This window comes from Corynebacterium sp. HMSC065D07 (assembly GCF_001810695.1).
Taxonomy (GTDB): Bacteria; Actinomycetota; Actinomycetes; order Mycobacteriales; family Mycobacteriaceae; genus Corynebacterium; species Corynebacterium hesseae.
Map to the genome: position 1 here is coordinate 59,679 of NZ_KV802453.1, position 25,681 is coordinate 85,359.

19 protein-coding genes and 1 tRNA gene are annotated in these 25,681 nt (G+C 62.8%); 9 read left to right on the forward strand and 11 right to left on the reverse strand.

Going from position 1 to position 25,681, the window contains the following annotated elements; all coding sequences use genetic code 11:
* Positions 1-16: 16 nt before the first annotated feature.
* Complete coding sequence (locus HMPREF2760_RS07535; protein WP_070596990.1) at positions 17-1,243, forward strand: YibE/F family protein; 1,227 nt, start codon at positions 17-19, stop codon at positions 1,241-1,243.
* Here HMPREF2760_RS07535 and HMPREF2760_RS07540 read toward each other — a convergent pair.
* A complete protein-coding gene (locus tag HMPREF2760_RS07540) occupies positions 1,173-2,507 on the reverse strand; it encodes a UDP-glucose dehydrogenase family protein (protein WP_210386350.1) in 1,335 nt (444 codons plus the stop codon). The genes HMPREF2760_RS07535 and HMPREF2760_RS07540 overlap by 71 nt on opposite strands.
* Positions 2,508-2,560: 53 nt before the next feature.
* The gene (gene dcd, locus HMPREF2760_RS07545) at positions 2,561-3,133 is read right to left on the reverse strand and encodes a dCTP deaminase (protein ID WP_070596991.1); all 573 of its coding nucleotides are present in this window, start codon (positions 3,131-3,133) and stop codon (positions 2,561-2,563) included.
* Positions 3,134-3,220: 87 nt separating this feature from the next.
* Between dcd and HMPREF2760_RS07550 the strand changes: the two genes are divergently transcribed.
* The 3 genes from HMPREF2760_RS07550 to HMPREF2760_RS07560 all read left to right on the forward strand — a co-directional run bounded on the left by HMPREF2760_RS07550 (position 3,221) and on the right by HMPREF2760_RS07560 (position 4,567).
* Positions 3,221-3,294, forward strand: a tRNA-Gly gene (locus tag HMPREF2760_RS07550).
* Positions 3,295-3,341: 47 nt separating this feature from the next.
* Positions 3,342-3,530, forward strand: a complete 189-nt coding sequence (locus HMPREF2760_RS07555; protein WP_070596992.1) for a hypothetical protein — start codon at positions 3,342-3,344, stop codon at positions 3,528-3,530.
* A 107-nt stretch (positions 3,531-3,637) separates the two neighbouring features.
* Positions 3,638-4,567: a class C sortase gene (locus HMPREF2760_RS07560; RefSeq protein WP_070596993.1), complete on the forward strand. Its 930-nt coding sequence runs from the start codon at positions 3,638-3,640 to the stop codon at positions 4,565-4,567.
* Between the two features lie 78 nt (positions 4,568-4,645).
* Here HMPREF2760_RS07560 and HMPREF2760_RS07565 read toward each other — a convergent pair whose 3' ends face one another.
* The 7 genes from HMPREF2760_RS07565 to HMPREF2760_RS07590 all read right to left on the reverse strand — a co-directional run bounded on the left by HMPREF2760_RS07565 (position 4,646) and on the right by HMPREF2760_RS07590 (position 16,793).
* Positions 4,646-8,167, reverse strand: coding sequence for a prealbumin-like fold domain-containing protein (locus tag HMPREF2760_RS07565; RefSeq protein WP_070596994.1), 3,522 nt, complete (start codon positions 8,165-8,167; stop codon positions 4,646-4,648).
* Positions 8,167-9,009: a prealbumin-like fold domain-containing protein gene (locus tag HMPREF2760_RS12565; protein ID WP_083304497.1), complete on the reverse strand. Its 843-nt coding sequence runs from the start codon at positions 9,007-9,009 to the stop codon at positions 8,167-8,169. The genes HMPREF2760_RS07565 and HMPREF2760_RS12565 overlap by 1 nt, the downstream gene beginning before the upstream one ends.
* A 4-nt stretch (positions 9,010-9,013) precedes the next feature.
* On the reverse strand, positions 9,014-9,922 hold the full coding sequence (locus tag HMPREF2760_RS07570; protein ID WP_371440626.1) for a class C sortase: 909 nt from the start codon (positions 9,920-9,922) through the stop codon (positions 9,014-9,016).
* Positions 9,923-10,115: 193 nt separating this feature from the next.
* A complete protein-coding gene (locus HMPREF2760_RS07575) occupies positions 10,116-11,585 on the reverse strand; it encodes a SpaH/EbpB family LPXTG-anchored major pilin (RefSeq protein ID WP_070596996.1) in 1,470 nt (489 codons plus the stop codon).
* A 632-nt stretch (positions 11,586-12,217) separates the two neighbouring features.
* Positions 12,218-14,002 (reverse strand): ABC transporter ATP-binding protein, encoded by a 1,785-nt coding sequence (locus tag HMPREF2760_RS07580; protein ID WP_070596997.1) that lies wholly within the window; start codon positions 14,000-14,002, stop codon positions 12,218-12,220.
* A 3-nt stretch (positions 14,003-14,005) separates the two neighbouring features.
* Entirely contained in the window at positions 14,006-15,697 is a 1,692-nt protein-coding gene (locus HMPREF2760_RS07585; RefSeq protein ID WP_210386351.1) for a VanW family protein, read from the reverse strand.
* Positions 15,698-15,731: 34 nt separating this feature from the next.
* A complete protein-coding gene (locus tag HMPREF2760_RS07590) occupies positions 15,732-16,793 on the reverse strand; it encodes a glycoside hydrolase family 3 N-terminal domain-containing protein (protein WP_148138847.1) in 1,062 nt (353 codons plus the stop codon).
* Positions 16,794-16,851: 58 nt separating this feature from the next.
* Here HMPREF2760_RS07590 and HMPREF2760_RS07595 point away from each other — a divergent pair, with 58 nt between their 5' ends.
* From HMPREF2760_RS07595 to HMPREF2760_RS07605, 3 genes are read left to right on the forward strand one after another with little or no spacing between them, the layout of a single operon-like run.
* Positions 16,852-17,358: a universal stress protein gene (locus HMPREF2760_RS07595; protein WP_070525873.1), complete on the forward strand. Its 507-nt coding sequence runs from the start codon at positions 16,852-16,854 to the stop codon at positions 17,356-17,358.
* 32 nt (positions 17,359-17,390) lie between these two features.
* Positions 17,391-17,588, forward strand: a complete 198-nt coding sequence (locus HMPREF2760_RS07600) for a DUF2613 domain-containing protein (protein ID WP_010188604.1) — start codon at positions 17,391-17,393, stop codon at positions 17,586-17,588.
* Position 17,589: 1 nt separating this feature from the next.
* The gene (locus HMPREF2760_RS07605; protein WP_070596999.1) at positions 17,590-20,823 is read left to right on the forward strand and encodes an alpha-(1->3)-arabinofuranosyltransferase domain-containing protein; all 3,234 of its coding nucleotides are present in this window, start codon (positions 17,590-17,592) and stop codon (positions 20,821-20,823) included.
* A gap of 159 nt (positions 20,824-20,982) precedes the next feature.
* Here the strand turns inward: HMPREF2760_RS07605 and HMPREF2760_RS07610 are convergent, their stop codons facing one another.
* Positions 20,983-22,149 carry an acyltransferase family protein gene (locus HMPREF2760_RS07610; RefSeq protein WP_070597000.1) on the reverse strand — a complete coding sequence of 389 codons (1,167 nt, stop codon included), beginning with the start codon at positions 22,147-22,149 and terminating at the stop codon, positions 20,983-20,985.
* Positions 22,150-22,202: 53 nt separating this feature from the next.
* On the opposite strand from HMPREF2760_RS07610, the gene HMPREF2760_RS07615 reads away from it, so the two are divergent.
* Together HMPREF2760_RS07615 and HMPREF2760_RS07620 are read left to right on the forward strand one after the other, a co-directional pair.
* Positions 22,203-23,177, forward strand: coding sequence for a PorA family protein (locus HMPREF2760_RS07615; protein ID WP_070562281.1), 975 nt, complete (start codon positions 22,203-22,205; stop codon positions 23,175-23,177).
* Positions 23,178-23,189: 12 nt separating this feature from the next.
* Positions 23,190-24,668, forward strand: coding sequence for an MmpA family trehalose lipid delivery protein (locus HMPREF2760_RS07620; protein WP_083304498.1), 1,479 nt, complete (start codon positions 23,190-23,192; stop codon positions 24,666-24,668).
* Here HMPREF2760_RS07620 and HMPREF2760_RS07625 read toward each other — a convergent pair.
* Positions 24,592-25,674 (reverse strand): glycosyltransferase family 4 protein, encoded by a 1,083-nt coding sequence (locus HMPREF2760_RS07625; RefSeq protein ID WP_070597002.1) that lies wholly within the window; start codon positions 25,672-25,674, stop codon positions 24,592-24,594. The genes HMPREF2760_RS07620 and HMPREF2760_RS07625 overlap by 77 nt on opposite strands.
* Positions 25,675-25,681 lie beyond the last annotated feature (7 nt).

Here is a 25,681-nt window from a genome sequence, read left to right on the forward strand (position 1 = left end):
ATTCACAATGATAGGCATGACTAACCTCTGTCCGTGGCGCACGGGGCTCCTAGGATTTCTTGCCATCACTGCCCTTGCAACCCTCGCAGGACTGTTCATCCTCCGCCCCACCAGCGCACTCACTGAGCACACCAGCCCGGACTTTTCCACCACCTACGCCCTCAATCATCCACAGGTCGAAGGCACTGTGGAGACAGTGGATAATCACCTGTGCTCCGACCCGCACACGGGCCGTGCTTTCGATGAGGCCCCGCTCATCCCCGCCGAGGGCGACGACACCTCCTGCTCCCGCGCCCTCATTGACCTGACCTCCGGCGCAGACGCAGGCCGCAAGACGCAGCTCGTATTCTATGGCGTGGCCAGTGACCCGACCCTCCACCCCGGTGACGAGGTAATTCTGACAGTTTCCAGCGACGGCACCTATGCCTTCGCTGATTTTCAGCGCAGTGGAAACCTTGCGTTGTGGGCTATTATCGCGGCCCTTGTCATCGTCGGCTTCGCCGCTTGGCACGGACTGCGCGCATTGGTGGGCCTTGTAATCAGCTTGGCAATCGTCTTCTTCTACCTCATCCCCTCTCTCATTGAGGGCCATTCGGCGCTGCCACTAGCCCTCGTGACCTGCGCGGCCATCCTTTTCCTCGCCGTTCCTCTCGTGCACGGCGTGAACTGGAAATCAGCCTCCGCCCTGGGAGGCGCATTGGTGGCGCTAGCGTTGTCGGGGGCGTTGGGGTGGGCGTCGATAAGCAGCACGGCGCTAACAGGCTCGAGCTCGGAGGATAACCTCAAGTTGCTGCTCTACATGCCAGGGGTTTCCGTGGTGGGCGTGCTGCTGTGCGGGTTCATCATCGGCGCGCTCGGCAGCCTCAACGACATCGCGGTGGCGCAGGCCTCCACCGTGCGCGAGCTCCACGCCGCCGACCCCACAGCCGGACCCGGCGCGCTTTTCCTGTCAGCCATGAAGGTGGGCCGCGACCATATCGCTTCCATGGTGTATACCATCGTGCTGACCTATACCGGCGCGGCCCTGCCCCTGCTCATGCTCATCACGGCGGCGCAGCGCCCAGCCCTGCAGATCCTCTCCAGCGACCTCGTCGCCACGGAGGTTCTGCGCTCCCTGCTGGGCGCGGTGGCCTTGACACTCGCGGTGCCGCTGACCACCGTGATTGCGGCGTTTACTGTGCCGGAAGGACGCGACCAAGCGCCTCGACGGTCCAGCCCGCGGCGCGCCAAGCATCGACGCTGAGCACGTTGCGGCCGTCGATGATGTGGCGGCGGGCCACGAGCTCACCGGCCTCCGCCGGGTCAAGGTCGCGGAATTCCTGCCACTCGGTGGCGAGGATGACCAGCTCGGTATCCTTCAACGCCTCGCTTGCCGACGCCGCGTAGTTCAACGTCGGGAACACCTTCTTGGCGTTCTCCATGCCCTCCGGGTCGTAGACCGTGACGGCAGCACCGGCGAGGGAGAGCGAACCGGCCACGGAGAGTGCTGGCGAATCGCGCACATCGTCGGAATTGGGCTTGAAAGCGCAGCCCAGAACGGTGACGCGGTGGCCGAGGAGGGATCCGTCGAAAGCCTGCTTGGCTAGGTCCACGACGCGGTCGCGGCGGCGCATGTTGATCGCGTCGACCTCGCGCAGGAAGGTCAGCGCCTGGTCCGCGCCCAACTCGCCGGCGCGCGCCATGAAGGCGCGGATGTCCTTGGGCAGGCAGCCGCCGCCGAAGCCCAAGCCCGCGCCAAGGAATTTGCGGCCGATGCGCTCGTCGTAGCCGATGGCGTCGGCAAGCTTGACCACATCCGCCCCTGCGATCTCGCAGATTTCAGAGACCGCATTGATGAAGGAAATCTTGGTGGCCAAAAAGGCGTTGGCGGAGACCTTGACCAGCTCGGCGGTCTGCAGGTCGGTCACGATGAACGGGGTGTTCAGCGCCAGCGGCTTGGCATAGACCTCGCGGGCAACCTCTTCGGCACGACTCTCGGCGAATTCGCCGACGCCGAGGACGATACGGTCCGGGGTGATGGTGTCCTTGACGGCATAGCCCTCACGGAGGAACTCCGGGTTCCACGCAATCTCCACGCTGGTGCCTTCCGGGGCAAGCTCATTGGCCATCTTCTGCAGCTCCGCTGCAGTGCCCACCGGGACGGTGGACTTACCAAAGATGATGTGCTCGCCCTTGAGACGCGGCACGAGCTCCGTGATGACGGACTTCACGTAGGTCAGGTCCGCCGCATAGGAGCCGTGTGCCTGCGGGGTTCCTACGCCGAGGAAGTGCAGGTTGGCGAATTCCGCTGCGTCGTCATAGCTGGTGGAAAAACCCAGGCGGCCAGACTCGATGTTACGCTCGAGCACCTCCGGAAGGCCGGGCTCGTAGAACGGCACGCGGCCGTTCTTGAGAGCTGCAATCTTGCTTTCATCAACATCTACACCGAGTACCTCGTGGCCGAGTTCCGCCATGCAGGCGGCGTGCGTCGCACCCAGGTAGCCGGTACCAATCACAGTCATACGCATAACCGGGAATTTTAGGCGCGGTTGACCTGAAGCGCGCGGCGAGAACGAAAAGTTTAACGGAAGTTCAGATAGGACTTCGACGGTGTAGGCCCGCGCTGGCCCTGGTACTTCGACCCCAGTGCGCCGGAGCCATACGGGGCCTGCGCCGGCGAGGACATCTGGAAGATGGCCAGCTGGCCCACCTTCATCCCCGGCCACAAGGTAATGGGCAGGTTCGCGGTGTTAGACAGCTCAAGCGTGATGTGTCCGGAGAAGCCCGGATCGATAAAACCGGCCGTCGAGTGCGTCAGCAGGCCCAAGCGCCCCAGGGAGGACTTGCCTTCCAAACGACCCGCGAGGTTGGCTGGCAAAGTGAACTTCTCCAGCGTTGCGCCCAACACGAACTCGCCGGGATGCAGGACGAAGGCATCGCCCTCGGCCACCTCCACCTCGCTGGTGAGGTCCGGCATTTCCTGCTTAGGGTCGATGTGTGTGTAGCGCGAGTTATTAAACACGCGGAAGAACTTGTCCAAGCGCACATCGATGGAGGAAGGCTGGACCATCTCGGCGTCGAAAGGCTCGATGCTCAAACGCTCGGGAGCATCAGCGGCGATGGCGGCACGGATATCACGATCAGAAAGAAGCACGGCACACAGTCTACCTCCCCACTGGGCCTTTTATGGCCTCGGGCGGCGGCGGTGCTAAGCTTTACTGCGATGCACAATCTGCATTGCGCCGACGTAGTTTAATGGTAGAACTGCAGCTTCCCAAGCTGCTGGCGCGGGTTCGATTCCCGTCGTCGGCTCCACTTGTTTTCCCAGTTCATGGACTAATTTCATACCTACAGGATGGACCATGACAGCCCCTATCTTCACGCCCAACACCACAGCGGAGCTTCGCGCTGAGCGTGAGCATGTACTTCAAGATCTTGCGCCCCGCACAATCGATGAGCTCCGCGAACAGCGCGCGGTTGATCAAATCTCGGCCATCGACGAGGCGACTCTGAATCGGTATGAAGCCCTGTGCTTCGTTATCGGCGACTAGACAGACACGTTTTCTCTCAGAGCTACTTTCCCTAGCCTGAGATTCGAAAACTACCCCCACGTCAATACCAGGGCGTGCGGCAACAGACCCCACACAGGCAGGACACAATGGGCAAGCACGAACCAGCGGAAAACACCGACGCACCCAAGAAAAAGGGCGTCAACCCCAACGCCATCATTGCGTTAATTCTGATCCTCGTCGGCCTCGGTGTCTTGCTCTACCCCGTGGTGGCCACGCAGTGGAACAACCACACCCAATCCCGGGCCGCGGAGGAATACGCCAAGCTGGAGAAGCAAGCCCCGCCTGAGGTACTGCACACCGCGTGGGACGAGGCGCAGTCCTACAACGCGCAGCTGGGCCACATCAGTGTGGAAGACGCTTGGACCACCACCGATGACGAGAATTCTCCCGAGTACCAGCGCTACCGCCAATACCTGTCGGTATTGTCTGAGACCGATGCCATGGGCCGCATCGTCATCCCCTCCATCAATTCTGATCTGCCTATTTATCACGGCACGTCGGAGAAGGCACTCTCCCGTGGTGCGGGCCACCTCTACGGCACGGACCTACCCGTCGGCGGAATAGGCGACGGCGAGGGCCGGCACGCAGCACTTTCCGCTCACACTGGCCTACAAAACGCCACGCTGTGGGACAATCTAACCAAGGTCAAGAAGGGTGATGCTTTCTACATTGCCGCCGGCGGCGAGAAGCTCAAGTACGAGGTGCACGATATTCGGGTCGTCGAGCCTGCGGACACCAGCTCGCTTCACCGTGAGCCTGGCCAGGACCTCGTTACGCTCATTACGTGCACTCCCTACGGCGTAAATACCCACCGCTTGCTCGTCACAGGCCACCGAGTGCCGATGGATCCGGAAGACGAGGCCGCATTCAACAGCTCGGGTGTTCACTGGCAGTGGTGGATGTGGGCCATCCTGGCTGCCGCTGCCATCATCGTGCTTCTGCTCATCTACTGGTGGCGCAAATATGTCAGCAACGCCAAGGACACCGCGCTTAACGACGACCCGCAAGACTCCTAACCGCCAATAAAACTGCAATAAAGCCCGCCCTTCCCTGGAAGAGCGGGCCTTTTCTAAAAGTCGCCGCAAGCGCTGGTTCTATACCCGGCGACGTCGCAAAGCGAGGCACCCTGCCGCGACAATCGCGGCGCCAGCGAGAGCCCACAGGCCTACGCCCTCACCACCGGTCTTGGGCAGTGCACCCTTGGTGATGTCAGCGACCTGAAGGACGCCGATCTTCTTCACGCAATTGGCAGCGGTGTCGGACTCAGCGCACCTATTACTGGTGATCGCTGTGCCTCCGGAGAGAACCTTGATGACTGCATTGCCGTTCTGATCCCACTCCGTCGAGAACTTGATCGGCGCGGGCAGCAGGTTATAGCCGTTCGGCGCCTTGGTCTCGATGAGGTAGTACACGCCAGGGGCGTCCAAGCCTTCGAGCTTGACGCGGCCTGTGGTGGTGGTCGTGGACTGCTTCACCACGGGGTTAGCATCAGTGTTGACGCTGCCATCTGGGTTTAGTTTCAGGTTTCCGTCAGCGTCACCGCGGTGGACGGTGAACTGCGCGCCATCGAGCAACCCGTCGGTTTGAATCTCCTTCGGCTTGTCTGGGTTGTAGCTCGCCTTTTCGAGCAGAACGTCCATCGTTTCCTTGGTCTCCAGCGGGATACAGTCAGTATCCTTCCAGCCACCCATTTCTGCCTCGTTCATGAGGCCAAAGTTGGGCTCGTGCAGGCCATCCTTGGTGTAGCAGCGGGTGTTTCCTGCAGGTTGGCTCGGGTAGCCGGCTGGGACGGAGGTGCTGTCCAGTTTTGAGCGATCCAGCTTGAAGCGCACCGTCACCTCGTAGACGTGCTGCCCGGAGCTTCCATTGACGCCCTTGGGCTTAATGATCTTTGGAGTGTCGTTCTTGTTGAGTTCATACGGACCGGCCCCCTGGTACGACTGCGGCTGGCTGGGCTTGTTGAACTCGTCCTTGAAGACCACAGTGGCCCCAGTAACCGTGGCGGCACCAACGAACTTCGGGGTATCCGTCAGCTTTCCGTAGATCACCTCATTGGTGTCGAAGCCGGGAGCATCCGGGGCGGCTACTACGACGTTGTACTTCGCGGTATATTCATTCGCCGCACCAGGAACAGGTTGCGGTGCACTGTCGACAGCAACCTTGCTGAAGCAGGCTTCAGTAGCAACGTTGTCGCTACCGGCCTCACCATCAGTGGCTTGGAAAGCCACTTTGTTCGGGCTACACACCGTCTTGAGGTTGCCGTATTTATCCGTTCGCACCGGCGCAGAGACGACATACTCTACCTTCGCGTGTCCTGGAAGTGTACCAACATAGCCCTTCATGTATCGGGACTCACCGTCCGCTCCGGACGGGACAGTCATGCCTGCATAAATACCGGCCCCCGGGCCAATCTCGTTAGGCCCTGGATTACGCCCGTTGACGAGTGTGGATCCAGGCCCAAAGCCTTCGAACTTAGCAGTGGGACCGGAAGCATTCACCCCATAGTGAGTATCCGTTGGTAGGTACTCCCAGAACGTGCCTCCCGAGCTGGCGTTAGCTGTGGTGTTTTCCACCGAAATGGTCCAGAAAGTACGGACCTCGCCGTTTACCGCCTTGGTCTCGGAGCGTTGCTTCTTCACTGCAATGTTGGATTGCAGCGCTGGCGGCGGCGGCACTAGGTTCGACGCGCCGTCCGTATTGTAAGAAGCTGGCAGATTATCCATAATGTTGACCAGCTCAAATGTCGGGTCATTGGAATCCGGATTGCTAATTTTCAGCTCGAACCCCCGTTGGCCTGGACTTGAACTGCCTGAGCCAAAGCCAAGATTTCCGTTGGAGTAGGTCCATGCTTTGCCCCAGGCGGCAGACGGATTGTCGACCCTGCGACCATCCAGGGTTTTTATCTTGGTAAGATCCCAAGTCTTGATTGCACCAGACTGTGTATCGATGCGCTCAAGGATGAGGCTATTGCCCGCCTTTGCCTTACTTTGGAAGCCCCACATGTATTTCTGAGCCTCCGGGAGCACCGCCCAATCTTCCGAAAAGGATTGCTGGTTTCCAAACACCCGTTGGGTGGTTACGCTATCGACGTCGATCTTGTAGAGGTGCCGAGTTCCACTCGTCGCATTGTTGCCTACAAAGAACCCCTGGCTAGTGTACACACCGGAATTAATAAGCTTTCGGTCGCCTTCGGTTTCAAAAGCCGATCTACTATTTCCTGAGGAACCAAGCGGACCAAGATTGTGCACCTCACCAGTCGCCGGATCAATCTGTAAAAGATTTCCGGCCGGATAGCAGGGATCTCCATCCGAACCGCGGATCTGACTGACTGCATAGAGCCAATTGTCTTCACTATTAAAAGCTAACGCGTTGTATACCCACGGGGTCTTAGCCCCCACCGTGCGGAAACTTTGGCCTTGATTGACTTGACGGTTCAGAACAGAGGTATCGCGGGAGGTGCTACCGGCTGATACCTCACTCGTTACGACATAAACCGGGCTTCCGTCCTTGTATTCATCTCTTGTCAGCTCACGCTTTGGAAGTCTACCCTCCGCGGCTCTTGTACCATCTTGACATTCTCCGAGATCATGCGGAGTAAAAGTATCAGTAATTGAGGCAGTGAACACCGTATTGGTGGATCCGCGGTGCACGCCCTTGAATTGAATCTGTGCGTTACCACCGATAGCGATTTTGGGGAGAGTCACCTGGTATTCTTTTGCGCTTATCTTCTTGTAGGTCGCAGTGACCTCATACCAATTCCCATTAGGGCCCGTGTAATAGATAGTCTGATCCTCAACCGCATTCGATTGATAGCTGTTAATACTGGACTTGAGTGTAACCACCGTTCCTTGCGGAATGTACAGCGTGTCTCCATAAAGCTCACCGGAAGGAATCTTGAAATTCGGAATATAGCGGCTTCCTTTGAGCACATATCCATCGTTCTGCATGGTGATTGTGCGGGTACCTGCCGCGAAGGTAGTAATGCTAGGTGCTGTCATCAGGCGTGCTGGGGCCGCGTCAACGTCAGAAACTTCCAATGGCTCGCCGTCGTCCGTGGGCGCTTCCGAAGCTTCGCTGTCTTCATCTGCAGAAGCACTAGCGTTTTCCTCGGCTACACCACGCGCATCAACGGACACTCCACTCAGTTCGGATTCCTCTGCGACCGCCGGGGTCTCCAATGAAAAAGCTGCGCCTGCAGGTACATCGGCGTTGAGTCCGGTGACACGGAAAGTTGCTGCATTACTCGTCGTGTCTACAACGAGGTTGTCGCCTTCGCGAACGGGAATCTCCTCACCGTCGATTGTCAGCGTGTATGCCGCGCCTTCAAATTCAAGCTGCGAAGCTTTGGCATTGAACTCCAGCTCCTCCACCGTTCCGCCATCGACGAAGTGACCTTCAAATGTAGCGGTGTCGCCAGCGGGAATGCTCAGCTGGTCTGCGGAATCAAGCTCGGCACGCAACGCCGTGGTTTGTGCCTCAGCGACAGCGCCAACGATACCTGGAAGAGCAGCCGGCGCAGCGACGCTGAAAACTAGGGCCAGCGCCGCAACAAACGCCCCGACAACGCGCCAGCGGTACACTACCGGCTCAATCGGATGAGAATCTGTCCAGGACATTAGCGTCCCTCGCTTTCTGAATTCTTCCTACGGCTAAAGGCAATCATCACGAAACCAGTGGCGATCAACACCATCGCTGCGGCAACCACACCGAGTACCTGTGCACCGGTCATCGCCAATGAGCCACTGTTCCCCGACGGAGCTGCCGGAGTGGAGGTCTTACCTGCACCTGGAGTACTCGACGGTGTTGTCTCGGGTTGGTGTGGCGGATTCCCAGGCTTAGTCGGTGGATAGTTTGGAGTTGTTTGCGGCGTGTTCGGATGCGACGGCGGAGTAGTCGGCGTCGTGGGCGGCGTTGGTGTTTCACCCGGTTTGTGAGTCTTGGCCACAATTACTCCTGGCACTGGTTTCGGATTGTCCGCCACAGTGTGGAATGGAACCGCTACCACAAATGGGTTGATCTCCCGGTAGGAGTTATCTGGCGCCGACGACGTCACTACGTAGAAGCCATCCGCTAGACCGTCAAAGGTCACTTCTCCATTGGCATCGGTGACCTGGTCCACGTGCACGTCGGTACGCCATTCACGAACCTCGGCCAGACCCGCGTCTTGCACGCGTGCTACATCGTCAGCGTTGTTTGGATCTAGGCCGGCGAGCCGGGCCAGATGTATCGTGACTCCCTGAATCTTTCCCGAAGGTGCCTGCCCATCGTCGTCGGGATTGCCCTGCGTAAGCCGAACAGTCACCGTATCCGTATCTACGGTGCGTTCCGCACCAGTAGTCTGTTGCCCGACAACCTGTACCGCACCCGCAGCAACGACGCCCGGCCCTGCGAACGCAACCGCACACGCTACTCCGACGGCAACCACTCGGGCCGACCATGCATTTGTCAACCTCTTCATCGCCTTACTCCCGCACGCTACTTTCCTTATTAATAACTTCTTGCACCCCGGTAGCCGCCTTCTGGCGACGCAGCCACCACACCAGCCAACACCCAATGACAATCACCGCAGCCAACAGCGCGTACATCCACCATTGCCAGCCCGGACCATGGGAGTTTTCAAACACCGACTCCTCCCCAGGCTCCATAGGAACCTGATGGCCACGCACCAGCAAGCGATGCGTGTTGATCCCGTACGGGGTGCACGTAATCAGTGTGACGTAATCCTGATCGGCGACTGGCCGTAGACCATCAACTTCACTCGGCAGAACCACTTGAATGCTGTCGACGACGTACTTCAATTTGTGGCCAGCAACCTGGATGTAGAACACGTCTCCCTCGGTGGCAGAGTCGAGGTGATCAAACATCGTCGAATTTGCCAGACCCGTATGCCCCGTAATGACGGAGTGGGTTCCTGATCCGCCTACCGGCAAATCAGAACCATATAAATGTCCCAGTCCACGCTGCAGTGTCTTATCCGCGGTGCCGTGAAACACCGGTAAATCAACGTCCACCGCTGGGAACACGAGTCGAGCCATCGCTTCGTTCTCGCCCAACTGCTTCAGATAAGCCTCATAGTCGGGATTGTCTACCCCGATACGGTTCAGCCACGGATCCAGAATCGGACCCGACGTATGCTCCTCGTTGTATGCATGCGCAGCATCCCAAACCGAATCCTGAACCTGCGCCGGTGTCGCTTTATCCAGTCGCGCATATTCCTGCGCCACTCTTGAGGCGTTCCAATTGTTCCATGCGGTCGAGACCACTGGGTACAGCATCACCAACAACCCAACGACAACGATTACCGCCGGAAGGACTAGGCCTCCACGGCGCCTGTGCCGTCGGCCTGCATTTTGGCCTACCACCGTAGTCAACGACCCGCACCACCCAAAACAATGCCCCACGCGCTAGCGCAGCGCGACCGGGATTACAACGAAAGAGAATGAAGGGGACTGAAGTCTATACCTAGCCCAGTCCCCTCACTGGGTCGAGCACCATATTTTGATTACCCGACCCGCAGCGCAGACCATCATGGACAGTCTGCGCCACCGGAACTACGCCCGGCTATTAGTTGCGCGCGGTACGACGAGCGAACCAAGCACCAGCAGCAACAATTGCTGCGCCAATAGCAGCCAGGATGCCCACACCGGCACCACCGGTCATCGGCAGGTTCGGGGTGTCGCGCTTGATGTTTTCAATTTCAGAAACAAGGGTGACGGCGTCGTCACCCTCGAGCTCACCAGTCTTCGCGATGTTCTCGCGGGTGAACTCAATTTCGGTAACAGGGTTTTCCGGCAGTGCGTAGCCCGCTGGAGCCTTGGTTTCCTTCAGACAGAACTTCTTGATGTCGGTGACCTGTGCGTTATCTGCGAAGTCGGTGACGTGCAGTCCGTCGATGGTGATGGTGCCGTCAGCACCGGTGGTCCACTTGTCCTGCTCCTTGACGGTCAACTTACCGCCCAGCTTATTTGCCGCGGTGCACTGGTATAGCTCGAACTCAGCACCTTCCAGGACCTTACCGTCCTCCTTGCCGTCCTTCTTCACAACCTTCAGCTTGCCGTGGTAGGTCACGACCTCATTGGTCTTGTTCTTGACCTCGTTGCCGGTGTTCGGGTTGTTGAAGATGACGTCAGCCTGGTTCGTCAGCTCAGTGGTGTTGCCCACTTCCTTGCGCTTGACCTCGAAGGTCAGAGACATCTTGTCACCGGACTTGACCTTGGCAAGACCAGCATCGGTCAGCTTCACGACAAGCTTGTTGCCGTTCTCAGCGGGGTTGTTCACGGAATAGTCGCCGGCCTCAAGAACGGTGTCGCCGGCCTTGACCTCGGTAACCTGCTGGAAGTCCAGGCGCTTGTCCAGCTGATCCTCGAAACGGAAAGCAGTCAGCTTCTTGCCTTCGCCCCAGGTTGGGGCATCCGCATTGATGGTGTAGGAGTAGGCGTCCTGGATGTTCTTATCCGCATCCTTAACGGTCTTCTCGGTCTTGGTTTCCGTGTTCTTCGGGTAGGCCACAACATCGTAGTTCCACGCGTCGGAGGCCTCGTTAACCATCGGCACCGACACGATGAACGGAGCACCAGAAACGATGCCAGCCGGAGCGCCGGTCTCCTCAACGAGGTAGATGCCCAACGGAAGATCAGTGAAGGCTACCTTGCCCTCAGCATCGGTGGTCAGCTCGAACGTCGTGTTAGTCTTGTTTTCGTCCTTGACATCTGCAGCCGACTTCGGGAAGGTCGACCAGTCACCATTCTGCAGGTCGTAGTCAAGCTTGGTGATCTTGTAAGTCACACCAGAAAGAGGGTCACCCGGTACGTTCCCCATCTCCCCACCGGTCGCGGGGGTGTCAGACTCAGCACCCTTCTTCTTGTAGAGGGTAATCGAACCCTTCTTGCTGAAATCGATGTTTGCCTTGTTCACGGCACCCTGCTCAACGGCAGGTGCTTCCTCGGCCAGGGCGCCCGGAGCGGAGATTCCCAGGGAGAGGCCTACGACTGCTGCGAAAGTGACCGAACGAGCGGTACGAGAGATCTTGTTCACGGAAACAGGTCCTTTACATGAGTTGTGTAATGAGACACCGCGCCTCATCAGCTGTACGCAATCCACTCCACACGGTTTACACACCATGGCCCGGCCCATCGCTAAGAGTCTTTCACCCACATAGAGCGACGTTCCCAAGAAGGTAAGGCACCTACCCGGGCCCCTAGCCTAAGTAACGGTAGCCTGTGGATTACATAGCTAGACCCTATACCTAGAAGAAGAAATGCGATATCGAACAAATGCCCGCTTCCCATAAAACCAGCTAGCCCTCTCAAGTAATCGCCCCCCCGCGCAGATAATAATTATATTCGCAGTTAAACTGCGGTATTGGTAGCTGCCATTCCACTTTGAGTGATATCGACCTCACCGCCCCCTTACGGGGGCTCTAGCAGCCTTGCCCAGGCACATTGGTGGCAACTATCTCACTGCGAAACGCTTACCAAGAGCGCCATGCAACCACCAGCACAACCATTAACACTGTCAATATCGCCAGGTAGACGTGAATCTTCATGGGCAACCACTGGGGCGCGGCAAGAAGGTACCTCAGGACAATCCCGAAGCCATATATTTTCTCGGTCTTTAACAAACTCCAGATAGAAAGCTAACATCCCTAGGTTTCTTGGCGGGGCTCTCTAAGAACGATCACCAGTAGTTTTCGCGGCACGAAGGAGCGCCGCATAAGCGCCGTCGCGGGCCAGCAGCTCAGCGTGGGTGCCGCGCTCGGCCACGCGGCCGGCGTCGAGGACGACGATCTGGTCGGCATCGCGGATGGTGGACAGGCGGTGCGCGATGACCAGGCGGGTGGCGTCCGCACCAAGCACTGCTTCCTGGATAGCGCGCTCCGTTTCGTTGTCCAGGGCCGAGGTGGCCTCATCCAGGATGAGCACCTGCGGTCGGCGCAGCAGCGTGCGGGCAAGCGAGAGGCGCTGCTGCTCACCGCCGGAGAAACGGTAGCCGCGCGAGCCTACGAGAGTATCGAGTCCCTCGGGAAGCGCGGCGATGACCTCGTCCACGCGGGCGGAGTGCAGGGCCGCCCACATCTGTTCTTCACTCGCCTCCGGCTGCGCGAAGAGGAGGTTCTCCCGCACCGTGCAGTGGATCAAGTAGGTCTCTTGGGAGACCACGCCAATAACCTCCGCGCGCTGCTCCGGCGGAATGTCACGCAGGTCGACTCCGCCCAGGCGCACGGAGCCGGTGGTCGGGTCAGCCAAGCGCGCCATAAGTGCAGCGACGGTGGACTTGCCGGAACCGGTATGCCCCACCAGGGCGGTGGTGGTATGGGCGGGGATGGAAAGGGAGACGTCGGAAAGCGCGTCGGTGTCGGTGCCGGGGTAGCGGTAGGAGACGTTGTGGAGGGTGAGGGAGGCGTCGGCAAGCTGGGCGGGCTGGGTGGTCTCCGTGAGTTCGGGCTCCAAGTCCAGGTACTCGAAGATGCGGCTGAACAGCGCCATCGACGCTACCCACTGCGCGCCCACGTTGAGCAGGCCGGTAATCGGGCGGAAGATTTGGGTCTGCAGGGTGCTAAACGCGATGAGGGTGCCGATGGTTATGCCCGGGCGCAGGCCGGCCACGAGATAAATCAGGGCTGGCATCACGCCGAAGATGATTTGGGTCAGCGCCATGCGCCAGCGCCCGGCCAGCTGGGATTCGAGCTCCAAGCGGATGAGGGAACGCGAGGTGGCCGAGAAGCTCGAATAGACCCGCTCCTGCGCGCCCAACGTGGTGGCCAGGCGCATGCCGGAGACGGACAGGTTCTCCGAAATGGTCTGTTGGAGTTCCGCCTGGGCTTGGCTGTTTTTCTCCATAAGGCTGCGGCGCAGAACGGCGGCGCGGCGCGTGAGCCACACGGCGGGAGGCAGCACCAGCAAGGACAACAGCGAGAGGGTGGGCGAAAGCGCCACCATCGCTACCAACGTGGCCACCGTCATGGTGAGGTTGCTAGCCACGGAGGTCGCGGTGGTGGTCACCATGCCGCGCATCGCCGCGATGTCATTGGTCAGGCGGGATTGGATCTCGCCGCCCCGGTTATTGGTAAAGAACTGCAGCGATTGGCGCTGCAGGTTGGCAAAGACCTGCGTGCGCAGCTCGTGCATGATGGTGTGCCCCACCCGCGCGGATAAAAAGGACTGGATAACGCCGATGGCCTGAGAGACCACGGTGATGGCCAGCATGCCGCCCACCAGCCACAACAGCAGTGCGGTGTCGTGGTTGGGAATGGCCTCGTCCACGGTGCGGCGCACCAAGAAAGGCTGCACCACCGTCAGCCCGGAGGTGGCGATGATGAGCGCTACCACCACAAGCAGCGTGCCGCGGTGGGCTGCGAAAAGGCCGGCGACGCGACCAAACTTCACTGGGTGCTGGGCCAGCTGATCGACGTCCGCCGGGTCCTTCACCGCGGTGTGCATCGGCCGGGTCATGGCTTAACCGCAGGTAACGATGGGCTGCGGGTCATAGACCGTGGTGGTGGTCTCCCGGGAGATTTCCTTGCCGGAGAGGTCCTTGATCACGCGGGTATCCGAGGTGGTGAAGCCCGGCGTGCCAGACGACGGCGAGCAGTCCTCGCTCACCGACTTGCGCTGCGGCTCGGTCTTGGCCCAGCGGCCGTTGTTGATGGACTCGACCTCAACCGTCTTCACGCCCTTGAAGCGCACGGTGATCTCGTCACCAAAGCTGGTTTCGATGCGCACCGGGTGGTTGGAGGTGTTCTTAAACTGCAGGTCAATTGCGCCTTCGTACACGGTGGCCTCGCGGCCAGCCGGGTAGCGCGAAATGTAATAGGAGTGCGGGGTGTGTGCCACGTCCTCCATGCCGGCGAAGTAGGCCGCGTTGTACAAGGTGGTGGCGAACTGAGAGATGCCGCCGCCCACGGCCTTGCCCGCGTGGCCGTCGATGATGATGCCGGATTCCACATAGCCCTGCGCGGTACCGCGCGGGCCGGTGTAGCCGTTGAGGGAGAAGGTCTCACCCGGGTTGACCACGGCACCGTTGACCTCCTGGGCCACCAGGCGGATATTGGTGCCGGAGGCCCCGGAGAAACCGCCGGTAGAAAACTCGGACACGGTCTCATCGAAGGTGGCCTTCTCTGCCATTTCCGTGGTGAAGTCTGCGGGGTCCGGCTTGTAATCGGCATCCCATTCGCGGTCGTCCTCGCTGCTCACACGGTCCTCGAAGCCCTCGAGGGTCTTCTCCCAGTCGATGATGGAGCCATCCACCGAGGGCGTGATCTGCTTGTCGTTGCCGCTGAAGGAAATTTTGGCGTTGGTGCCGGGCACCTCGGAGCCTTGCATGCGCTCTTGGAAAAGCTCGCGCGCGCGGTTCTTATCCACCTTGAGGCGTAGCTCGCCATCCTCCGCGGCGATGGAGACGAACTGGGAAATCTCCGGCTTGCGCAAGGTGCCGGTGGTGTTGTTCTCGCCCTTCAGCGTGAGCGGGTTATCCAGCGCGCGGGCGGCATCCCCGGTGCGCATGGCCTCAATCGCCTCATCATTAATCTGAGGCTCCACCACCATCGGCTCGACGTCGACGCCCTCGGGGTCGAGCCAGTGCTTCACGACGCCCTCGTGCAGCACTCCCTCTTCCACCGCCTGGCCGAGCTTGGGTTTGGTCTCTTTGAGGGAGCCGTCGATAAGCTCCAAGTTTCCGTCTTCCGGCTCGATCTTCAGCTCGTTGCCCACGCGCTCGAGCTGGCCGGAGAGCTGGCCCTCATCGATGTCCACGGCGACGGGGATTTCCTGGGTGGGCTTGATGAAGCTGTACAGGCGCGAGAAAGGGTTCAGGGAGGCATCGGGGATGCCGTCGACGGCCTTCTGGTAGTTCAGGCTCAGGCCGGAGTCCTGGGGGATAAGCTGCGAGCTTTTCTCCCCGGAGCGGATATCCACGGGCTGGGCCGCGACGTCCCCAAGCTCCTGCTCCAGCTTCTCCACCGCAGCGGTGCGCTCCATGCGGGAGATGTCCACGCCGCCGACCGACGTCGCGCGCGGGACCTTGTGCTGGTTAGCCATGACGTCCCACGCATAGGCGATGCCGGCGATGAGTATCAGGCCGACGAGCACGCCAAGGGTCACCTGGAGCCCCTTGCGTCGCTGTTGGCTGTGTCCGATTGCCTTTTTCACGTGTACGAGATTAACGGCTGCCAGCTGGTTTTTACTAGTCGCCCTCTTGCTGGGCCACCACGTCGGCGGCCGCGTCGATGACCGCGTTGATGTCATCGTCGGTGGACCACAGCGGCATATCGGCCCCGGCGGTGAGGGCTGCGGCCACGGCCTCCGGCACGCTGAAATTCTCCGAGATGGAAGCCATACCTCCCAGGTCATCGGTGTAAATGGTGCCCTCGAAGCCCAGCTCCTCGCGGGCTAACTGGTAGGCCCGCGGGTTGAGGGAGGCGGGCTCGTCGCCGAGGCCTGGTACCACGAGGTGCCCCATCATGAGGGCCGCGTCCGGGGCTTGCGGGATTGCCGTGTGGAAAGGCACGAACTCGTGACCAGAGAGCTCCTCCAGCGGCGGGGTCACCGCCTCACCCAGGTGCGTGTCCCCGGAGGCGCGCCCGTGGCCGGGGAAGTGCTTGAACACGGCCTTCACACCGGCGGCCTGCAACCCGCGGGCAAAGGCCGCGCCATACTCGCCGGCGGCCTGTGGGTCGGTGGAGAAGGCGCGATCGCCGACGACCTCCAGGTCTCCCCCATCCACGTCGAGCACGGGGGCGAAGTCCACCGTCACGCCGTGGGCGCGCAGGCTGTGGCCGATCTCCGTGGCCAGGGCCTCAACCTCCTCCGGGCTATGGCCCTCCGCCATGGCCTGCGGGGAGGGGTAGTCCCCTAAGATTTCGGAGAAGCGCTGCACGCGCCCGCCCTCGAAATCGATGGAGACTTCGAAGTCGCGGCCCAACTCCTCTCGCAAGGCGTTGAGGCCGCGGGGGCCGTCGCCCAGCAGTTCCGGGTCGGCCCAGCTCGGGATGAAGAGCCCGCCCACGCCGGCTTCCAGCTTGGCGCGCGCATCGTCATAGTTCAGCGCCGGCGGCATGAGCTTGGCGGCGGCGCGGGCGCGGACGTCCTCAGGCGCGGCTTCCTGTGGTGCCGCATCGTCCGACGTGTCACCCGACGCCGCGGCGCTGGTTTCACTGGGCGGGGCATCGGAAAGCTCAGGCTCCGTACTGCACGCGCTCAGCGCACAGATAGCACTCAACAGGAGGGCGGGCATTGCTTTTTTCATGCACACCAGTGTGCCTGAAGCACCCGCGCGGGCAACAACCGGTTGTTAGGATGGTCACATGAATAACGGAGAGACCATGCTCATTGCCTATGACGGCTCCGACCGCGCCGACCGCGCCCTCGAATACGCCGCGCGGCTGCTGCGCCCCACCGATGTCGAAATCCTCACCGCCTGGGAACCGTCCGCGCGCCAGGCCGCCCGCGCGGTCAGCCGCACCGGGCTGCACCAATCCACGGTCTCACCAGACAGCGTGGAGGATGACCCGGCCTACGAGGAGGCCCTCGCCATCTGCCACCGCGGTATTGCCAAGGCCGAGTCCCTCGGCCTGCGCGGCCATGCCCACCTGGTGGAATCGGTGACGACGATTCAGAGCGCGATTGTTGACGCCGCCCACGAACTCGACATCGATGTCATCGTCACCGGCACCCGCGCGCTCACGGGCTTCCGCTCGCTGTGGAACAACTCCACCGCAGAGTACATCGTGCGCAACGCAGGCCTGCCGGTGTTCATCGTTCCGCCGGAGAACGATGAAGAGGACGACGACGCCGCGGAGAGCCACTCCTAAAAGGCGGCATCGAGCTGCTAGAATCTGGCGCCATGGCATTCGACAGCGATTCACTCAACAAGCGCACCCTGGGCCCAGCCCTGGGCAGCGCGGTCGTTGGCGTAGCGCTGGGGGTCGTGACCATCCTGGGCATCGCGCAGTTCTCGCAGGCAGATGCCGTTCCAAACGATAATTCCGTCAAGGCCTCCGACGCCGTGATGGGCGGGCCGGAGTACGGCTCCCGCGAGTAGCGTGCGCGCACGCATCGGGAGGCTTTTCTTTTTAGCCCTCGTGGTTCTGGTGCAGCCGTGGGGGCTGACCGCCGCCGATACCAAGCATGATCTGGTGGCCAACCCGGCTGGGTTTTTGGCCGGCGCCCTGCATGCCTATACCGATACTTTCACGCTGGGCCAGCTGCAGAACCAGGCCTATGGATATCTCTTCCCGCAGGGCTTGTTCTTCTTGCTGGCGGATCCGCTTCCGGATTGGATAGCGCAGCGCGCCTGGTGGTTCCTGGTCCTGGCGGTGGGCTTTCTGGGTTTCTTTCGCGTGGTCCGCACGGTGCTTCCCGCCGCGCCGCGCTATGCCGCGCTGATGGGCAGCCTCCTCTATGCGCTCTCCCCGCGCACGCTGACCACGCTGGGTGCGATTTCCTCGGAGACCTGGCCGGTCATGCTGGCCCCCTGGGTGCTGCTTCCTTTCCTGCGGTCGGGCCGTCTGTACTGGCGGGATGCCGCGCCCTCGGTGGTGGCGGTGGCGTGCATGGGCGCGGTCAACGCCACGGCCACGCTGGCGGCTTGCCTGCCGGCGGGTGTGATTCTGCTGTGGCGGCGCGCGGGCAAGACTGGCCTGGTGTGGTTGGCTGGGTGCGCTGCGGTATCCGCGTGGTGGATTACCCCGCTGCTCATCCTGGGCCGCTATGCCCCGCCTTTTACGGAATTCATCGAGTCTGCTGGTGTGACCACGCGGTGGCTCAACCTGGCGGAAATCCTGCGCGGCACCACCAGTTGGGCGCCGTTTGTGGATACCGAGCGCGTCGCCGGCAACGAGCTGGCCACCGAGCCGGTCTTCGTGCTTGTCACCGTGGCCGTGGCCGCCCTGGGTCTTATGGGCCTGGCCCGGCTGCCGCGCGAGTGGGCCTTCATGCTGTTGGTGGGGGTGGCCGTGCTCGGCACGCATGCCACCTGGTACCTCGACGCGCTCGATGGCCCTCTGGCCGCGCTGCGCAACGTGCACAAGTTCGACCCGCTGGTGCGCATCCCGCTGGTTCTCGGCGTGGCCGCGATTGCCGCCCGGGTGAGGTTGCCGCGGACGTTGGCACTGGGGCGTCGTGAAGCAGCGGGCCTTCTGGTGTGCCTCGTGGTGATGGGCGCGACCGCCCCGGCGTGGGCGGGCAGGCTACTGCCGAAGGGGGCCTACGAGGAGGTGCCCAGCTATTGGCAGGAGGCCGCTTCTTTCATGAACAGCCTGGATACGCGCGTGCTCATCTACCCACCGGCGTCCTTTGCCCGCCAGGACTGGGGGTGGACGCGCGATGAGCCGGCGCAGCCGCTTCTCGACGTCCCCTGGGCCGTCCGCGACGCCGTTCCCCTCATCCCGCCCGAGGCAATCCGTGGTCTGGACGGTGCGATGGCGCAGATCGAACGCGACCCTGCCACCGCGCCCTTAGTGTTGCAACGCCTAGGCATCGGGGCCGTCGCGGTGCGCCACGACCTCATGTCTGGTTCTTCGGACCACATCCCGGGCGAGGTCCACACCTTCGGGGAGGTCGACGTCGTGGTCTTCGACCCCGACCTCTCCATGAACTTGGCGCCTGCGGATCCGCCGCGCGTGGCGGGCGGCGGCGAGTCGCTCGCGCTCCTCTCCGGCCCTCACGAGCTCGTCTCTTCCAACGCCGATATCGTCACCGATACGCCTGCGCTGCGCGACCGCAACTACGGCACGCTTTCCGGCCCGGTCTCCGCGCTGCTGGCCCCTGATGACCCTTCCACCGTGCGCAATCGACTGCGCGATTACCCCTCCGCCGGCCCGCTGACCCAGGTGGTGGAGCACGATGGTCGCGTCACCGCGTCCTCCTCTGCCGCGGATGCTTCTGCCTTCGGCGGGGCGAACCCGGCGCGTTCTCTTACAGCGGCCGTCGACGACGAGAACTCCACCGCGTGGTGGCCCGCGCCCGGCGATTCCGGTTGGCTGGAGCTGCACTCCGATTCCACGTGGACCTCGCCCACGCTGCGTCTGATGACCACGGGCACGACTGAGGTGACCATCCACAATGGCGACTCCAAGGTCACGGTCACCATGGAGGCCTACCGCGCCCGCAATATTCGCGTGCCCGGCGCGAAAGCCTCCACCATCCGTATCGAGCCGCAGCGCCGCACCGGAATTGCGGAAGCCTCCATCGTGGATCAGCCCACCCCGCGGCGCATCGTCACCGTGCCCGATACCTCGCCCGATGCCGAGCAGTTCCTCTTCCAGCAGGACAACGAGCACATCCTCATCCGCTCCTTTACTACCCCGCGCGACATGACGGTGCGGGTCTCCGGTGGGAAAACAGTGCTTATCGACGGCTCCCCCCACGCCCCCAACTCCACCCTCAACCTGCCCGCCGGTCAGCACCTCGTGCGCACCACGGGCGATTGGGCGGCCCTGACCGATACCGCGTCTTCCTTGCCCGCGCCCCTTCCCGCTTCCTCTGACCGCCCTTCAGCCGCAGCCGGCGCTACCCCATCGGCCGCATCGGGCGCTGACCACGGCTATACCCCGCTCGCTGCCGGTGAGACCATCGAGCCCGCCGACCACGACCGCCTCCTCATCACCGGCCGTGCCTTCAACGAGGGCCTGCACGGCGAGCTACGCTCCCCCAGCACAGCCGCGGTCTCGACGCCAGGTTCAGCACAAGACTCAGCGCCGGACTCGACGCCGGCCTCCAGCTCGGAACCACTGTCCCTCGAGCCGCGCTCCATCGATGCCGACACGCAAGCCTTCCTCATTCCCGCCGGTGCCGGTGGCACCTTCCACATGTCTTTTGCTGCCGACCGTGCCTATCGCGTCGGCCTGGGCCTCGGCGGCGCGCTCGCCGCGCTGACCACCGCGCTGTGCCTGCTCGTCATGGCCCGCGGCCCCCGCCCTCACTCCGCTTCCCCCGCCGCCTCCGCTGCTTACACGGCACACAACACCGCCTCGTCCAGCCCTGCTACCCACTCGTCTTCCTCGGCGCGTGTCCTTCTAGCCCTGCTCATCGCGGCAACGATGGCTCTCGTCGCAGGTCTGCCCGGTGTGGCCGCCGCTGCCGCGGCGTGGGCCATCACTCGCTGGACCACGTTGCGCCCCGACTACCTGGCGGGCGCGCTCACTTTGGCCGCGGGCGCGATGCTCGCCCGCGCACCCTGGCCCACGGACGGCTACGCCGGCGACTCGCTGCTCGTGCAACTGCTCTGCGCCGCGGCCATCACGTGTGCCTGCCTCCCATCCCGCCGCACGTCCTAAGTACCCGGCCCCGCCCCAGATGGTTTCCCTCAAAAGGTACTAGTCAAAAGGTGTCTTTGGGGGCAGGGAAACCATCTGCGGCGATGTAAAAGGTTTGTTTGGGGTCAAGTAAACCGTTTGACTAATGCCTTCTGGAAAATGCCATGTGTGAAGTGCCGTCTACGGCCCCGCCGAACCGGCGGAATCAGTAAAACCGGCGGCGTTGGCAGGGGATCCGGAACCGCCAGAGCTCGCGGAATCGGCGGCGAGGCGCGGCAGCGAACGCGGAATGGTGATGCGGCCGCGGGCGAAGGAGCGGATGAGGTCGCGGCCGGGGACCTCGACAAGCGCGTAGGTCGCAGCAGAAAGCACACAGCTAACGACCACCGTGAAGACCAACACCACCGCGAAATCCCCGGCAGAGCCGGAGAAAGCAGACACGCCCAACAGCGGGAAGGCAATGGCCAGCACCGCTACGTGCCACATGAAAACACCATAAGACCAGCGGCCCAGCGCTCGCATCACCTCGGAAGAAAGCCAGCTTTCCCGCGGGGCCAGCGCCACCGGCACCACGATGCACGCCCCGCACACCGCCCCCGCCGCAATGCGCCGCGCAAACTCACCCGGTTCTGGATGCACCAAGCCCTGCGGGCCGAACCACTCGCGGCTGGCCAGCCACACACAGCCCGCGGCCACCGCCCAACAAGCGGGCCGCACAATGCGCCCGGCGCGCACACGCACGCCAGCTGCCTCCGCCTCCGCGGCCAGCATTCCCACCGCAAACCACGAGAAATACGCGGGCGGCCAAATCTGCGTATTGACATCGCCGGATTCATACCCGGCCACAAACGGCAGGAAGCCCCAGAACAAACTCAGCACGCCAGCTCCAGCAATAAGCGCAACCCGCGGGCGCGCCGAGAGCTTATCCAACAACCACGCCAACAGCGGCAACACCGCATAGAAGGCGAACTCCACACACAGCGACCACAATTGCGTGAGCCCGGGAACCAGGCCATCGGCAATATAGAGCTGCGTACCGGTCAGGTTGGTGATGACTTGCGGGAGGGTTAAGGGGGAAGCGTCGGGAAGCAAGGCGAGCACGACCACCACACACACCAGATACAGCGGCGCCAAGCGCGCCACGCGGGAGAGCGCGTACTGCCCCGCCGTGTGCACGTGCCGCCGGCGCCACAACAAGAAACCGCTGAGCACGAAGAAGACCGCCACCCCGTAATCCAGGCGCTCAGCCCAGGCCCAGCCAGTGGCCGTCTGAAAGGACACGTGCGTGACCACGACTGCCAATGCTGCCAGCGCACGCACGCCTTCGAGCTCAGGGAGAAAGCGCATGGCCCACTACGATACTATTTCTGCAGTGAATCCCTCGACCGATCGGAGCTGACGTGTTCCTTCGCTCCCGCCTAGCGCAGGTGACGATTGCCGCCGCGGTGTTCCTCATACTCGGGTCCATCCTTCCGCCGCTGTACAACAACCAATCCCGCCCGCTGCCCAGGGACCTCAACCTAGAGATCCACGCGGAGCACGACGGAGCCACGTTCACCCGCCACACCACCACCGCCCCCGCGAAGAAGGATTCCGTGGCCCGCGCGCAGTCCACCGTGGACCTCACCTTCAACGGCGAGACCATCGCGCACATCACCGAGGAATCCCAGCTCAACCGCGAATCTACCTACCCGGTGGCGGGGCCGAACACGACGCAACACATCGAGCTTCCCGCCTTCGACGTGCAGGTGGAAGACCGGGTGGAGCGCGACGGCATCAGCTACTTCTTCCCCTCCGGCGCGGAGCAGCGCTCCTATCCCTTCTTCGATCCGCTCACCCAGGACACGGAGCCCATCGATTTCCTGCGCGATGAGAAGCTCGACAGCATCCCCACCTACGTCTTCCACCAGGATGTCGCGCCGGTCTCGCTCGGGGAGGTCTTCGCCTTCGAAGCCCACCGCTCCGGCCCCGCGGGCGATTTTTACTCCGCGGAGTCCTTGGAGCGCTACAACCTCAAGCCGAAATCACACGTCATCCTCGAGCCTTTCTACGCCGTGAGCCGCACGGTGTGGGTGGAGCCCACGACCGGCACCATCGTCAACGAGGAGGAGCACCCGCGCATCTTCTGGGCCACGGACGCGCGCCAGGCCCAGGCCATGGTCGATGCCGATGACACACACGAGCGTGCGCTTCTCGACGTCCCCCTCTCCTGGTCCGATTCCACCCGCACCGAACGCCTCGACTCGGTTCGCCGGGTGATCGACACGGTCAAAATCTTGAGCCTCGTCGGCTGGCTGGGCAAGGCCATCGGCGTGGCGTTGTTGGCCGTGGCGGCCGCGATGTTCATGCGCCGCCATGCGGCGCAGAGCGCGTAGGCGCCCGTGGCTGTGTCCCGAGCATCCCTTGCGGTGCGCGCCGCCCTCTGCGCGTGGGGCGTGGTACTCGTGCTCGCGGTGTGTTGGCCCTTCGTGCTGCCCGGCGAGTTCCTGTGGCGCGACATGGTGCTCCTTGACCGCCCAGCCCTGAGCGCCGCCGCCTTCGGCGCCGGTGATCTTCCCGCCCGCAACGCCCCGCAGGACGGGGTGCTTGCCTTATTCGGCGGAGCGTGGCTGGCCAGGGTCTTCATCCTTGCTGCCGCGAGCGCCTCGGCGTGGGTGGCGGGGCGGTGGGTGCGCGAGTCCAGCCCGTGGGCGGCAGCCGCGGCGATGGCGTGCGCGGTGGCCAATCCTTTTATCATCGAGCGCCTCCTGCAGGGCCAGTGGTCGTTGGCGGTCGCCGCCTGGCTGGCGCCCGTGATCGCGTGGGGTTGCCTCCATGCGCGCCCGCGCGTGGCGTGGTTGGCGCTGTGGGCCGCGTCCTTGACGCCCACCGGCGGCCTCTTCGGGGGGCTCATCGCGGTTGTCTGTGAGCGCGAAGGGCGAAGAAGATGGCTCTTCGCGGGCGGCTCAGTCTTGCTGTGGTTGCCGTGGCTAGTTCCAAGCCTCGTGGCCGGTTCGCCTACCACCCACGGCGACCCCGCCGCCCAGGCCGCGGCCTTCGCCCCGCGCGCGGAGGCCTACGTGGGTGCGGTCGGCTCGCTGCTCGGCTTCGGCGGCATCTGGAATGCCGCAGCAGTACCGGCTTCCCGCGCGCAGGGCTTCGCCCTGGCGGGACTTGCCGTCGCCGCCCTCGCTGTCCTGGGCGCTGCCCGCCTTCCCCGGCGCGAGCTGCGCCCGCTCGCGGCCCTGGCGGTTCTCGGCATGGGCCTGGCCATCCTCGGCGCACTCGCCCCCGGTCTCATCGCCTTCGCCGTGGAGCACATCCCCGGCGCGGGCCTTGTGCGTGATTCCTCCAAGCTCACCTTGCTCGCCCTACCGCTGGCCGTGGCGGGTATCGCGTCCCTGCGCCAGCTTCCCGCAGCACTCGCGCTGTGCGCCTGCCTGCTGCAGGCCCCCGATGCACCGCGGGAGCTCGCCGTGTTACGCCCACGCGAAACGGGCATCGACCGCCAGCTCGTCGAAGAGCTCGACGGCCGCCTGACCTTCTTCGCCGACCGCCCTGCCATGGTACCGCTCGACGGCGGCATTGCCCTCAACCCCTATTCCAAGGCCGCCAACAAACTCGACTCCGGCGAGCTCACCGTCGACGGTGTGACAGTGGATGAGCCATCGCCTCGCTACCTAGCGGCCACCGAAGCCTGGAACACGCGCGACCTCGCCCGGCTGGAGGAGCTCGGTGTGGGCGCGGTCGTCGAGGACGGCCGCATCGTCGCCACCACCAACGCGCAACCGGCACCCGCCCCGTGGGGGCTTAGCGCCGCCTGGTGCGCACTTCCGCTTCTAGCAACTCTTCGAAGCGCGCACCGGTTTTCTCCCACGAAAAAGTAGCCGCCAACTCGCGTGCCGCGTTGCCTAAACGGTGGCGGAGGGAGGGGTCGTCGACAAGCATGCGCACCGCCGGCGCGAACTCCTCCTCGCACCGCACCAGCACACCGGTCTTGCCGTCGATAACACTGTCTTGCAGGCCGAACGCATAACCTACCGTGGGCACCCCATGTTGGGCCGCCTCCATGACTGCCAAACCCCAGCCTTCTTTTCGAGACGGCATGAGGTGGACATCAGCGCGCGCGAGCAGCGCATGCTTATAATCCTCCGTCACCTGACCGCGGAAGCGCACGCGCTCCTCCACCCCGTGGGCGCGCGCATACTCGCGCAGGTGGGATTCCCACCAGCCGGAACCGATGACGTCGAGAAGCGCGCCCGGAATCCGCGCCACGGTGTCCATCGCGTGCTCAATCTGCTTGTGCGGCACCAAGCGCGACAGCGTCACCAGGTGGATATCGGCCTCGCGCTCCAAGGTGGGCACGTGCTCCGGCAGGGGGTCCACGCCGTTTTCAATGATGTGCGCGCCGTGAATCCCCAGCTTCTCCAGGTCGCGCTTCGAAGCCTCCGAGACCGTCACCCACGTGTTCTCACGGTAGATCCTTGGCACCACGCAGGATTCCAGGAACCACCCCAGCCGCGACAGGACGGGCCCGGCCACCGGCCACTGCTCGCGGTGACAGTGGTGCGTCAGGATCACCACGGGCGCGCGGGTGGCCAGGCGCGCGAAGAAGGGGATGCCGTTGTGGGTATCCACCACAACGTCAACGTCGCGCGCGCCACACAGCATCCACAACAGCGCGCGCGGATACACGCTGAACTTGGCCCCGGCGCGCGAATAGAGCACGCCGTTTCGACGCTCGCGCTTGGCGGCGTTCATGTGGCGCGCGGTGCGGAAGACCACCTCGTGGCCCTGGGCAGCGAGGTATTCCCCGACGCGCTCAAGGTAGCGCTCGGAGCCACCACCTTGCGGGTGGGTGGAATCGCGCCAGCACAAAAGAAGGATTTTCATGTCGAGG